This is a genomic window from Amycolatopsis sp. WAC 04182 (genome assembly GCF_003947465.1).
GTDB lineage: Bacteria > Actinomycetota > Actinomycetes > Mycobacteriales > Pseudonocardiaceae > Amycolatopsis.
The window spans coordinates 78,554-91,714 of record NZ_QHJJ01000010.1 but is presented as its reverse complement, the minus strand read 5'-3'; the positions used below and the strand labels follow the sequence as shown (position 1 = coordinate 91,714).

The window sequence follows — 13,161 nt, the reverse complement described above, 5'->3', positions numbered from 1 at the left end:
GGGCTCAGTGCCGCCAGCGCTGCGCCGAGGTGATCTCCTCCGGGGTCGCGTGCGCGAACCGCTCGATCTCCGCCCGCCGCACGTCGACGATCGTCCTCGCCAGCGGAGCGCCGAACGCGGCCGCGAGATCCTTGTCCGCCTCGAAAGCCGCGACTGCTTCCTCCAACCGCAGCGGCAGCCGCTCGATCCCGCGGGCGGCGCGCTCCTGCTCGGTCAAGGTTCCGGGGTCGACGTCGAGCGGCTCCGGGAGTGACGCTTCCTCGTCGGCTCCGGCCATCCCGGCGAACAGCAGGGCGGCCGCCAGCAGATACGGATTCGCGGTCAGGTCGAAGCATTTGACCTCGAGGTTCGCCGCCGAGTCACGGTTACCGGCGACGCCGCGCACCAGCCGCAGCGGCGTCTCCCGGTTCTCCAGGCCCCACGCGGTGTACACGCCCGCCCAATGGTGTGGCTCCAGCCGCAGATAGCTGACCACCGACGGTGCCCCGATCGCGAGCAGCGCGGACAGCCGCCGCAGGATGCCCGCGCTGAACGACTCCGCGACCGGAGTCAGCCCGAAAAGCCGTTCCCCACCGGAGAAAAGGTTCCGCGCGCCGTCCAAGACGCTCAGATGCACATGCCCGCCGTTGCCGACGCCGGCGGGCGCGAACTTGGGGGTGAAGGACGCCTTCAGCCCGTGCCGGTGGCTGAGCGCACGGATCGTTTCCTTCGTCAGGACGGCGACGTCGGCCGCGCGCACCGGATCGGCCGCGGCGACGGACAGCTCGAATTGACCGTCCGCGTACTCGGGGTGGATCTGCTCCACCCCGGCCCCCTGTTGGTCCAAAGTGGACACCAGGGCGCGGAGATAGTCCGCGTGCTCGGAAAGCCTCGCGTAGCCGTACGCCGGGCCCGCGGTGGCCGACGTCGGATCGTCCGGGGCGCCGGCCTCGGTGATCACCCATTCGATTTCGAAACTCATCCGAGCCCGGTGCCCGCGCGCGGCGAGCCGGTCCACCGCCGTCGCCAGGAGGGCACGCGGATCCTGCGGATGCGGCTCGCCCTCCTGGTCGAGTTTCGTCACCGGCGCCCAGGCCCAGCCGGGCTGCCCGGCGAGCACGGTCAGCGCGTCGAGGTCCGGATGCAGCCGCAGGTCACCGACCGGGCCGAGGGAATGCTCACCGCCGGTGATCACGTCGTCCGAGCCGAAGAAGTCGAAGGATTTCGAAGCACCGACACCCCACGCCGCCGCGGACGGCAACGTGCGCAGCGGCACCGCCTTGACCCGCGCGATCCCGGCGTTGTCCACGAAGGTCAGCGCCACGAGCTCGACACCCCGTGCCCGGAGCTCCCCGGTGAGGGCGGTCGCGCGGGCGGTCAGTGCTTCCCGGTTCACCATGGTTCCTCATCCTGGCCTCGATCGGAGTCCCTTGCCACGCCCGGATCCGGTCATAGGGTGAGGCCCGCACTCGTCGATCACGAGAAGGGACGCGCTCATGCCGGGAACCCCGATCCTGCCGTTCGTCGCCAGGACTAGGCTGGTGGATCACCACTGCCACGGCGTCGTCACCGGTGATCTGGGCCGGATCGAGTTCGAACAGCTGCTCACCGAGGCCGACACCGTCTCGTCACTGGGCACGACCCTGTTCGACTCGCTGATCGGGCTCGCGGTCCGGGCCCGCTGCGCCCCGGTGCTCGACCTGCCGCCGCACGTCCCGGCCGAGGTCTACCTGGCCCGCCGCGCCGAACTGGGCGCCACCGAGGTCAACGCGCGGTTCCTGCGCGCCACCGGCACGACCGAATTCCTGCTCGACGGCGGCTTCCAGCCGGACACGCTGACCACGACCGAGCAGTTCGCGGCCCTGTCCGGCGCCCGCGCGCGGGACATCGTCCGGCTCGAACAGGTCGCCGAAACGGTGATCGGCTCCACCACCGCGGCCGGATTCGCGGCGGATTTCGCCACGGAACTGGCGAGACGCGCCACGACCGCGGTCGGATTCAAGTCCATCGCCGCCTACCGCGTCGGCCTCGACCTGGCGGGGGAGCGGCCGGCGGACACCGAAGTCACCGAAGCGGCGGGCCGCTGGCTCGCGCGGATCGAGGCGGGCGAACCGGTCCGGCTCGCGGACGAGGTGCTGCACCGGTTCCTGATCTGGACCGGGATCGATCTGGCCCTGCCGATCCAGTTCCACGTCGGCTTCGGCGATTCCGACGTCGACCTGCACCGCTGCGATCCGCTGCTGCTCACCGGGCTGCTGCGGGCCACCCGCTCGCACGGGGTGCCGATCATGCTGCTGCACAACTATCCCTTCCACCGGAACGCCGCGTATCTGGCGCAGGTCTTCGAGCACGTGTTCATCGACGTGGGACTCGCGACGCACAACGCCGGTCATCGTGCGGCCGCGATCATCGCGGAGACAATGGAGATCGTGCCGTTCGGGAAGCTGCTGTTCTCCACGGACGCGTTCGGGCTGGCCGAGCTGTACCACCTCGGTACGGCGCTGTTCCGGCAAGGACTGTCCGACTTCCTGTACGCGGGGCTCACTTCGGACGTACTGTCCGAAGTGGACGCGCATCGGATAGCGGCGCTGGTGGGGCACCGCAACGCCGAACGGGTGTACGGGCTGGAGGGGACATGACGGAACTGGACGAACTGCAGGACCGATGGGAGGCCGCCGTCGAGGCGGAACTGCCGTCCGCGATCGCACTGCGGCACCGGGTGCACGCCGATCCGCGCGCGTCGGGGGACGAGGAGGACACCGCGCGGGTCGTCGTCGAAGCACTGGGCATCGACGAAGGGGTCCGGGTCGCCAAGACCGGGCGCGCCGTGCTGCTCCCGGGAACCGCGCCGGGGCCGGCCGTGGCGCTGCGCACCGAACTGGACGCGCTGCCGGTCACCGAACGCACCGGGGTCCCGTGGGCCTCGGAGACGCCGCTGATGCACGCGTGCGGGCACGACGTCCACATGGCCGCGCTCGTCGCCACCTGCCGCGCCGCCGCCGTCGTCGGGGTGCCCCGGCCGCTCCTCGCGCTCCTGCAGCCGCGTGAGGAGACGTCGCCGTCCGGCGCGCTGGACATCGTCGACTCCGGCGTGCTCACCGAGTACGGCGTCGAGTCGGTCATCGGCGCTCATGTGCAGCCCAGGCTCGCGGCGGGGGTGGTTTCGGCGGTGCCGGGGCCGGTCAACGCCTCCACAGACGAATTCGACGTCGTCGTCCGCGGTCAGGGCGGGCACGCCGGCTACCCGCATCTGCTGCGGGACCCGGTCCTCGCGCTCAGCCAGATGGTGGTGAGCCTGCAGCAGCTCGCGAGCCGCCGGGTGGATCCGGTGTTCGGCGCGGTCTGCTCGGTCGGGCGGATCGAAGCCGGGACGACGGCGAACGTCGTGCCGAACGAGGCCCACCTGTCGGGCTCACTGCGGCTGATGCGCGCCGAAGACCGCGACCTCGCCCTGGAGGGGCTCGCCGAAATCGTCCACGGCACCGCGCAGGCACACGGCTGCCGGGCGGAACTGGCGATCAGCCCGTGCGAACCGGTGCTGCACAACGACGCCGGGCTCACCCAGCGCGCGCACCGGCGGCTCATCCGGACCGGGGCAGGCGTGGACACCGATTTCCGGTCGTTCGGCGCCGACGACTTCGCGCACTACTGCGGGATGACCCGCGGGCTGATGATGTTCGTCGGCCTCGGCGACACCGCGGGCGCGCCCAGCCTCCACGACGAGGTGTTCCTGCCGCCCGACGCCGCCATCGGGCACGTCGCGTCCGCGCTGATCGCGGGCTATTTGGCCGCCGTCGAGGGCTGACGCCCCCAAGAAGTGGATGAAGCGCTACGGTGGCCGACGTGAATACCGCCTCGGCAGCGTTCCTCGCGACCATCCCCAGTCCCGACCAGGGCGTCTGGCATATCGGGCCGGTCCCGATCCGGGCCTACGCGCTCTGCATCATCGCCGGCATCATCGTGGCGATCTGGCTGGGCGAGCGGCGCTGGGTGAACCGCGGCGGCACGAAGGGCACGGTCATCGACGTCGCCGTCTTCGCGGTGCCGTTCGGCCTGGTCGGCGGGCGGTTGTACCACGTCATCACCGACAACCAGCTGTACTTCGGCGAGGGCAAGAACCCGCTCAACGCGCTGAAGATCTGGGACGGCGGCCTCGGGATCTGGGGCGCGATCGCGCTCGGCGCCGTCGGCGCGCTGATCGCCTGCCGCCGCCGGGGAATCCCGCTGCCCGCGATGGCCGACGCGCTCGCGCCGGGCATCGTGATCGCGCAGGCCATCGGGCGCCTCGGCAACTACTTCAACCAGGAGCTCTACGGCGCGCACACCGACCTGCCGTGGGGCCTGGAGATCTACCAGCGCTACAACCCGACCAACCCGGACGACTTCCTGAACGGCGTCGCGCTCGGGCATGTCCCGCTGCCGGACAGCCCGGTGCACCCGACGTTCCTCTACGAGCTGATCTGGAACCTCGGTGTCGCGCTGCTGATCATCTGGGCGGACAAGAAGTTCCGCCTCGGCCACGGCCGCGTGTTCGCGCTGTACGTCGCCGGGTACACCGCGGGCCGGTTCTGGATAGAGATGATGCGGACCGACACCGCGAACCACATCCTCGGCCTGCGGGTCAACGTGTGGACCTCGATCCTGCTGTTCGTCGCGGCGATCGTGTACTTCGTCCTCGCCGCCAAACGGGGGCCGCGGGAAGCGCCGGAAACGTTGTGGAGCAAGGACGTGCCGCGGGAGGACGACGCCTCTCCCGCCGAGCCTTCCACTGAGGAGACGCACGCGGACGTCGCGGCGGCGCCGGACACCGTCCGGGACTCGGCCGCGGACAAGGCGACCGAGGACCCGAAGCCGGACCCCGAGAAGTAGCGCTCAGGGGGAGACCAGGCCCCGCCCCGTCACCAAGGGCAGGTCCAGCGCCGTCAGCAGCCCGGGCGGAGCCGCCACCACCGCCGGGATCGCGTTCACCAGCCGCATCGCGGTCGCCTTCAGCCCGGCCGTGTTGTGGTCGCCGTCGGTACCGACCAGGCGCAGGTCCAGCACGTAGTTCGGCTCCCCGGTCACCTGGACGCGGTAGCAGCCCTGCCCGGTCGGCTGCGGCCAGTCCGGCCCGAGGTCGCCGCGCAGGCGCGTGATGTGCTCCAGCACGCACACCGCCCGCCCGCCGCGCATGCCGCGCACCTCGAACCGCAGCGCCGCCGCCGTGCCTTCTTTGATGGTCCCCGACGCGATCTCGAACGTCTCGGGAGCCGGAAGCCGTTCGTAGACCTCCTCGACGGCATCGAGTTCGACGTCCAGCCCCGCCGCGAGTTGCCGCACGACGCTGCCCCAGGCCAGCGACAGCACGCCGGGCTGCAGCAACAGCGGTAGATCGTCCATCTCCCGGCCGAAGCCCATGATGTCGAACAAGACCTTGCCGTTGTCGTACGTCGAGTAGTCGAGGATCTCCAGGCAGCGCACCTCATCGATCCGTTCGCACACGCCGGTGAGCACGAGCGGCAGCCAGTCGTTGGCGAAGCCGGGGTCGACACCGTTGACCCACAGCGAAGCGCCGCCTTCGCGGGCGGCCTCCCGGATCGGCTCGATCATTTCCGGCGGGACGACACCTTCGGGGTACTGGAGGAACACGGGACTGCTGGACACCACGTTGATCCCCGCGCGCAGAAAGCGTTTCAGGTCTTCGACGGCCTCGGGCAGCCGGTCGTCGGCCATCGCCGTGTAGAGCACGCAATCCGGCTTCAGCGCGATGAGGGCGTCCGCGTCGGTCGTCGCGGCGACCCCGAGCGGACGCCCGAGCCCGGCCAGCTCCCCGGCGTCCACGCCCGCCTTGGCCTCGCTCGAGACCCAGACCCCGGCGAGTTCGAGATCGGGCCGCGCGGCGATTCCCGCCAGCGCGTGGCGGCCGACGTTCCCGGTACTCCACTGGACCACGCGCACGGCGTCGCCTCCTACAGATCGGGCAGGCCCAGCTCCAGGTTCGGGGCCTGCAATCCACCGTCGACTTCGATGATCTTGCCGGTGACGTACCGGCCCGCGCCCGACGCCAGGAACACGACGGTGGCCGCGATGTCCTCGGCCTCGCCGATCCGGCGCAGGGGAGTGGCGGCCTCCATGCGGCCGCGCAGCTCGTCGTTGCCCACCACCACTTCGAGCGCGGACGTCGCGACCGAGCCGACCGAGATCGCGTTCACCCGCACCTTCGGCGCTAGATCGGCCGCCGCGAGCCGGGTGTAGTGCGCCAGCGCGGCCTTCGCCGTCCCGTACGCGGCGAAGCCACGGCCGGTCACGCGCCCCATGACCGAGGAGATGTTGACGACCGATCCGCCCGTCTCCAGTAAGGACGGTGCCGCCGCGGCGGTCAGCGCGTGCGCGGTGGAGACGTTGAAGCGAAAGGCTTCTTCGAGGAAGCCGGTGGTGGTTTCGAGCAGTGGCCGGGGATAGGTGCCGCCGACGTTGTTGACCACCAGGTCCAGCCGCCCGAACTCCGCCGTCGCGATCCGCGCCAGCTCGCCCGCGGCGGCCGGGTCGCTCAGGTCGGCGGGCACCACGTGCGCGCGCCGGCCGGTGGTGGCGACCAGGGCCGCCACTTCGTCGAGCTGGGTTTCGGTGCGGGACGAGATCACCACGTCGGCACCGGCCTCGGCGAGGGCCACGGCCGTCGCCGCGCCGATCCCGCGTCCGGCGCCGGTGACCACGGCGACCTGGTCGGTGAGCCGGAAACGGTCCAGGATCATGCGCGGAACTGTAACACGTTCTAGTTAATTCGGCTTTGGCGTGCGGAAGCCGCCGGGAGTGACTAGGGTCGCCTCACCGCGTCTCGTGACATCCCGGAACGGGACATATACTTAGCGGAACGAACTACTGTGACCTCATCAGGAACTGTGTCGTTCCGGGCGTCCATATCGTTACCCATCGGCGGGCTTTCCCGCCCGCCGAACTGATGCCGACGTGTTTCACAGGTGTTAAAGTCGCGCTAACGAACGGGCCATCGTCGTCCCGTGCGCATTCCCCCGGCCGGCCCCGTCCGGCCGCTGAGCACAGACGACGAAGGAGGTCCCTTCATGATCTTCTCCGCCATTCCAGGCAAACAGGGTCTCTACGATCCCGAATCCGAACAGGACTCCTGCGGTGTGGCCATGGTGGCCGACGTCCGCGGGCGGCGTTCGCACGGCATCGTCACCGACGGCCTGTCCGCGCTGACCAACCTCGACCACCGGGGCGCCGCCGGCGCGGAGCCGACCAGTGGTGACGGCGCGGGCATCCTGCTGCAGCTCCCGGACGAGCTGCTGCGGGCCGAAGTGGACTTCATCCTGCCCGAGGCGGACGCCGACGGTCACCAGACCTACGCGACCGGGATCGGTTTCCTGCCCTCGGACATCGAGGAGCGGACCAAGGCCATCGCCCTGATCGAGCGGATCGCCGGTGAAGAGGGCCTCGACGTCCTCGGCTGGCGTGAGGTCCCGGTCGACGCCGACCGCGCCGACATCGGTCCGACGGCGCGTTCGGTGATGCCGCATTTCGCGATGCTGTTCGTCGCGGGCGCCGAGGCCGACGGGCGATGTCCCTCCGGGCTCGAGCTGGACCGCCTGGCCTTCTGTCTCCGCAAACGCGTCGAGAACGAGAGCGTGACCGCGGGCTGCGGCACCTACTTCCCGTCGCTGTCCTCGCGGACCATCGTCTACAAGGGAATGCTGACCCCCGAGCAGCTTCCGCTCTTCTTCGCCGACCTGACCGACACCCGGCTCACCAGCGCCATCGCGCTCGTGCACTCCCGGTTCTCCACCAACACCTTCCCGTCGTGGCCGCTGGCGCATCCGTTCCGGTTCGTCGCGCACAACGGCGAGATCAACACCATCCGGGGCAACCGCAACCGCATGCGCGCCCGTGAGGCGCTGCTCGAATCGGACCTCATCCCCGGCGACCTGACCCGCCTGTACCCGATCTGCTCGGCCGACGCGTCGGACTCCGCCTCCTTCGACGAGGTGCTGGAGCTGCTGCACCTCGGCGGCCGGTCGCTGCCGCACGCGGTGCTGATGATGATCCCCGAAGCGTGGGAGAACCACACCGGGATGAACGCACAGCGTCGTGCGTTCTACCAGTTCCACGCCAGCCTCATGGAGCCGTGGGACGGCCCGGCCTGCGTCACCTTCACCGACGGCACCCTCGTCGGCGCGGTACTGGACCGCAACGGCCTGCGCCCCGCCCGATGGTGGCGTACCGCGGACGACCGTGTCGTGCTGGCCAGCGAGGCGGGCGTCCTCGACGTCGCCCCCGCGGACGTCGTGGCCAAGGGCCGCCTCAAGCCCGGCCGCATGTTCCTGGTGGACACCGAAGCGGGCCGGATCGTCGACGACGAAGAGGTCAAGTCGGAGCTGGCTAAGCAGCTCCCGTACGAGGGCTGGCTGCACGCCGGTCTGCTGCAGATCGCCGACCTCCCGGACCGCGACCACATCGTGCAGAGCCACGATTCCGTGCTGCGGCGCCAGCTTTCCTTCGGCTACACCGACGAAGAGCTGAAGATCCTCCTCGCGCCGATGGCGGTCAAGGCCGCCGAGCCGATCGGCTCGATGGGTTCCGACACCCCGCCCGCCGTGCTGTCGCAGCGTTCGCGGCTGCTCTACGACTACTTCAAGCAGAACTTCGCGCAGGTCACCAACCCGCCGCTGGACGCGATCCGCGAAGAGCTCGTCACCTCGATGAGCCGGATCATGGGACCCGAGCGGAACCTGCTCGCCCCCGGTCCGGCCTCCTGCCGCCACGTGCAGCTGCCGTATCCGGTGATCGACAACGACGAGCTCGCCAAGCTGATCCACATCAACGACGACGGCGACCTCCCCGGCTTCGCGTGCAGTGTCCTTTCCGGACTGTATGAAGTGGACGGTGGCGCCGACGCGCTGGCGTCCGCGATCGAGCGCGTCCGGCGCGAGGCATCCGAAGCGATCGAGGCGGGCGCGCGCACGCTCGTGCTGTCCGATCGCGACTCCGATCACCGCATGGCGCCGATCCCGTCGCTGCTGCTGGTCTCCGCGGTCCACCACCATCTGGTGCGCACCAAGGAAAGGCTCCGCGTCGCGCTGGTCGTCGAGACCGGTGACGCCCGCGAGGTCCACCACATCGCGCTGCTGCTCGGATACGGCGCCGCGGCGGTGAACCCGTACCTGGCCTTCGAGACCATCGAGGACATGATCTCGACCGGTGCCGTCACCGGTATCGAGCCCGCCAAGGCGATCCGCAACTACGTCAAGGCGCTCGTGAAGGGCGTCCTGAAGATCATGTCGAAGATGGGCATCTCGACCGTCGGCGCGTACACCGCCGCGCAGGTCTTCGAATCCTTCGGCCTGGCCCAGGATCTGCTCGACGAGTACTTCACCGGGACGTCGTCGAAACTCGGCGGCGTCGGGCTGAGCGTGCTCGCCGAAGAGGTCGCCACGCGTCACCGCCGCGCGTACCCGGACAACCCGACCGACCGGGTCCACCGTGGACTCGAGACCGGCGGCGAGTACGCGTACCGCCGCGAGGGCGAACTGCATCTGTTCACCCCGGAGACCATCTTCCTGTTGCAGCACGCGACGAAGACCGGCCGCGAAGAGGTGTACAAAAAGTACTCCGACGAGGTGCACCGCCTGTACCGGCAGGGTGGCGCGCTGCGCGGGCTGTTCTCCTTCCGCGAGGGCTCGCGCGAGCCCGTCCCGCTGGACGAGGTCGAGCCCGTCGAGGCGATCTTCAAGCGCTTCAACACCGGCGCGATGTCCTACGGCTCGATTTCGGCCGAGGCGCACGAAACACTCGCCATCGCGATGAACCGCATCGGCGGCCGGTCCAACACCGGTGAGGGCGGGGAAGACCCCGAGCGGCTCTACGATCCGGCGCGGCGCAGCGCGATCAAGCAGGTCGCGAGCGGCCGGTTCGGCGTCACGAGCGAGTACCTGGTCAACGCCGACGACATCCAGATCAAGATGGCGCAGGGCGCGAAGCCCGGCGAGGGCGGGCAGCTGCCGCCGAACAAGGTCTACCCGTGGATCGCGCGCACGCGGCATTCGACGCCCGGCGTCGGATTGATCTCGCCGCCGCCGCACCACGACATCTACTCGATCGAGGATCTGGCGCAGCTGATCCACGACCTCAAGAACGCCAACGAGAACGCCCGCATCCACGTGAAGCTGGTGTCCTCGCTCGGCGTCGGCACGGTCGCGGCCGGTGTGTCCAAGGCACACGCCGACGTCGTGCTGATCTCCGGCCACGACGGCGGCACCGGCGCCTCTCCGATGAACTCGCTCAAGCACGCGGGCACCCCGTGGGAGATCGGGCTCGCCGAAACGCAGCAGACGTTGCTGCTCAACGGTTTGCGCGACCGGATCACCGTGCAGGTCGACGGCGCGATGAAGACCGGCAAGGACGTCGTCATCGCCGCGCTGCTCGGCGCGGAGGAGTACGGCTTCGCGACGGCGCCGCTGATCGTCGAAGGCTGCGTCATGATGCGCGTCTGCCACCTCGACACCTGCCCGGTCGGCGTCGCGACCCAGAGCCCGGATCTGCGCAAGCGGTACACCGGCCAGGCCGACCATGTCGTGAACTACTTCCGGTTCGTCGCCGAAGAGGTCCGGGAGACGTTGGCGGCGCTCGGTTTCCGCACCCTCGACGAGGCCATCGGGCACGCCGAGATGCTGAACACCGACGAGGCGGTCGAGCACTGGAAGGCGTCCGGTCTCGACCTCGCGCCGATCTTCGAGATGCCGACCGAGACTCCCTACGGCGGGGCGAAGCGGCGCACACGGGCGCAGGATCACGGCTTGGAGCACGCGCTCGACCGGACACTGATCCAGCTCGCCGAGGCGGCGCTTGAGGACGCGCATCCGGTGCGGCTCGAACTGCCGGTGCGGAACGTGAACCGGACCGTCGGCACGCTGCTCGGTTCCGAGATCACCCGCCGCTACGGCGGCGAAGGCCTGCCCGAGGACACGATCCACGTGCTGCTGACCGGTTCCGCCGGGCAGTCGCTCGGCGCGTTCCTGCCGCGCGGCATCACGCTCGACATGGTCGGCGACGCGAACGACTACGTCGGCAAGGGTCTTTCGGGCGGGCGGATCATCGTGCGCCCGCATCCGGACGCGAAGTTCGCCGCGGAAGGCCAGACCATCGCGGGAAACACGCTCGCGTACGGCGCCACCGGCGGCGAGATGTTCCTGCGCGGCCAGGTCGGCGAACGGTTCTGCGTGCGCAACTCCGGCGCCGTGGTCGTCGCCGAGGGCGTCGGCGACCACGCCTTCGAGTACATGACCGGCGGGCAGGCCGTGGTGCTCGGCCCGACCGGGCGCAACCTCGCGGCGGGGATGTCCGGCGGCGAGGCCTACGTGCTCGACCTCGATCCCGAGCTGGTCAACGAGGAAATGGTCAACCTGCTGACCCCGTCCTCCGAGGACCTCGCCTGGCTGAAGAAGACCGTGCAGAAGCACTACGACCTCACACGTTCGGCCGTGGCCGCGTCGCTGCTCGGCGACTGGCCGCGTCGCTCGGCGGCGTTCACCAAGGTGATGCCCCGCGACTACCAGCGTGTCCTTGACGCGGCGAAGGCGGCGCGTGCCGCCGGCCGCGACGTCGACGAAGCGATCATGGAGGCCGCTCGTGGCTGATCCGACGGGTTTCCTGAAGTACGAACGCGAAGAGCCGAAGAAGAAGTCCAAAGAGGACCGTCTCGCCACCTGGGGCGAGGTGTACGCCGAGGTGGCGCCCGCCGAGCGCAACGAGCAGGTGCGCGAACAGGCCACGCGGTGCATGGACTGCGGTATCCCGTTCTGTCATTCCAGTGGTTCCGGCTGCCCGCTGGGCAACCTGATCCCGGAGTGGAACGACCTCGTGCGCCGTGGCGACTGGGCCGCGGCGAGCGACCGGCTCCACGCCACCAACAACTTCCCCGAGTTCACCGGGAAGCTGTGCCCCGCGCCGTGCGAGGCGGGCTGTGTCCTGTCGGTCTCGCCGCTGTCCGGCGGCCCGGTCGCGATCAAGCGGGTCGAGCAGACGATCGCCGACCAGTCGTGGGAAGCGGGCTACGTGCAGCCGCAGATCTCGGCGGTGTCGTCGGGGCAGCGGGTCGCGGTCGTCGGTTCCGGCCCCGCCGGGCTAGCCGCCGCGCAGCAGCTGACGCGCGCCGGCCACGAAGTGACCGTCTACGAACGGGACGACCGGCTCGGCGGCCTGCTGCGGTACGGCATCCCCGAGTTCAAGATGGAGAAGAAGGTCCTCGACCGGCGGCTCGCGCAACTCCGCAAGGAGGGCACGAAGTTCGTCACCGGCTGCGAGGTCGGCGTCGACCTGACCGTCGAAGAACTGCGGGCCGGTTACGACGCGGTGGTCCTCGCCGTGGGCGCGCTGCGCGGCCGCGACGACACGACCACGCCCGGCCGTGAGCTGGCCGGCATCCACCTGGCGATGGAACATCTGGTCCCGGCCAACAAGTACGTCGAGGGTGACGGCCCGTCGGCGGTGGACGCGGCGGGCAAGCACGTGGTCATCATCGGCGGCGGTGACACCGGGGCCGACTCGTACGGCACCGCGACCCGTCAGGGCGCGCTTTCGGTGACCCAGCTGGACCAGTACCCGACGCCACCGTCCACAAGGGACGACGAGCGGTCGCCGTGGCCGACCTGGCCGTACATCCTGCGCACCTACCCCGCGCACGAAGAGGCCGGCGAGCGCAAGTTCGCCGTCGCGGTCACCCGGTTCATCGGCGACGACGAGGGCAACGTGCGGGCGGTCGAGCTCCGTCAGGTCCGCGTGGTCAAGGACCCGGAGACCGGCAAGCGCATGGTGACCCCGGTCAACGACGAGGTCGAGGAACTGCCCGCCGACCTCGTGCTGCTCGCGATCGGGTTCGAGGGCGTCGAGCACATGCCGCTGCTGGACGGGCTCGGCCTGTCGCTGACCAAACGCGGCACGCTCTCGTGCGGCGCGGACTGGCAGACCGAGTCGCCCGGCGTGTTCGTCTGCGGCGACGCGCACCGCGGTGCCTCGCTGGTCGTGTGGGCGATCGCGGAGGGACGCTCGGTGGCGAGCGCGGTGGACGCCTACCTGACCGGCGCTTCGGACCTGCCCGCTCCGGTGCACCCGACCGCGCTGCCGCTCGCCGTGGTCTGAGTCCGGTGCGCGCCGACAGCGTGGTCGGCGCGTTCCTTCCTGCCCAAGGTG

At 70.1% G+C, this 13,161-nt stretch carries 8 protein-coding genes; 5 read left to right on the top strand and 3 right to left on the bottom strand.

Going from position 1 to position 13,161, the window contains the following annotated elements; genetic code table 11:
- Positions 1-4 precede the first annotated feature (4 nt).
- Positions 5-1,378, bottom strand: a complete 1,374-nt coding sequence (locus DMH01_RS40000) for a glutamine synthetase family protein (protein WP_125684299.1) — start codon at positions 1,376-1,378, stop codon at positions 5-7.
- A gap of 97 nt (positions 1,379-1,475) precedes the next feature.
- Between DMH01_RS40000 and DMH01_RS39995 the strand changes: the two genes are divergently transcribed.
- From DMH01_RS39995 to lgt, 3 genes are read left to right on the top strand one after another with little or no spacing between them, the layout of a single operon-like run.
- Positions 1,476-2,618, top strand: coding sequence for an amidohydrolase family protein (locus tag DMH01_RS39995; RefSeq protein WP_125684297.1), 1,143 nt, complete (start codon positions 1,476-1,478; stop codon positions 2,616-2,618).
- The gene (locus tag DMH01_RS39990) at positions 2,615-3,784 is read left to right on the top strand and encodes a M20 family metallopeptidase (RefSeq protein WP_125684295.1); all 1,170 of its coding nucleotides are present in this window, start codon (positions 2,615-2,617) and stop codon (positions 3,782-3,784) included. Before DMH01_RS39995 ends, DMH01_RS39990 begins: the two co-directional genes overlap by 4 nt.
- A 29-nt stretch (positions 3,785-3,813) precedes the next feature.
- Positions 3,814-4,848, top strand: coding sequence for a prolipoprotein diacylglyceryl transferase (lgt, locus tag DMH01_RS39985; RefSeq protein ID WP_199745805.1), 1,035 nt, complete (start codon positions 3,814-3,816; stop codon positions 4,846-4,848).
- A gap of 3 nt (positions 4,849-4,851) precedes the next feature.
- Here lgt and DMH01_RS39980 read toward each other — a convergent pair whose 3' ends face one another.
- Together DMH01_RS39980 and DMH01_RS39975 are read right to left on the bottom strand one after the other, a co-directional pair.
- Positions 4,852-5,916 carry a diacylglycerol kinase gene (locus DMH01_RS39980; protein ID WP_125684291.1) on the bottom strand — a complete coding sequence of 355 codons (1,065 nt, stop codon included), beginning with the start codon at positions 5,914-5,916 and terminating at the stop codon, positions 4,852-4,854.
- 11 nt (positions 5,917-5,927) lie between these two features.
- Positions 5,928-6,713: an SDR family oxidoreductase gene (locus DMH01_RS39975; protein WP_125684289.1), complete on the bottom strand. Its 786-nt coding sequence runs from the start codon at positions 6,711-6,713 to the stop codon at positions 5,928-5,930.
- Between the two features lie 327 nt (positions 6,714-7,040).
- Between DMH01_RS39975 and gltB the strand changes: the two genes are divergently transcribed.
- A complete protein-coding gene (gltB, locus tag DMH01_RS39970) occupies positions 7,041-11,609 on the top strand; it encodes a glutamate synthase large subunit (protein ID WP_125684286.1) in 4,569 nt (1,522 codons plus the stop codon).
- Positions 11,602-13,110, top strand: coding sequence for a glutamate synthase subunit beta (locus DMH01_RS39965; protein ID WP_125684284.1), 1,509 nt, complete (start codon positions 11,602-11,604; stop codon positions 13,108-13,110). The genes gltB and DMH01_RS39965 overlap by 8 nt, the downstream gene beginning before the upstream one ends.
- The last annotated feature ends 51 nt before the right edge of the window (positions 13,111-13,161 follow it).

Bases quoted from the DNA above. Each gene is read 5' to 3' on its own strand.
- DMH01_RS40000 (WP_125684299.1), bottom strand. From the start codon at position 1,378: ATGGTGAACCGGGAAGCACTGACCGCCCGCGCGACCGCCCTCACCGGG.
- DMH01_RS39995 (WP_125684297.1), top strand. From the start codon at position 1,476: ATGCCGGGAACCCCGATCCTGCCGTTCGTCGCCAGGACTAGGCTGGTG.
- DMH01_RS39975 (WP_125684289.1), bottom strand. From the start codon at position 6,713: ATGATCCTGGACCGTTTCCGGCTCACCGACCAGGTCGCCGTGGTCACC.
- gltB (WP_125684286.1), top strand. From the start codon at position 7,041: ATGATCTTCTCCGCCATTCCAGGCAAACAGGGTCTCTACGATCCCGAA.
- DMH01_RS39990 (WP_125684295.1), top strand. From the start codon at position 2,615: ATGACGGAACTGGACGAACTGCAGGACCGATGGGAGGCCGCCGTCGAG.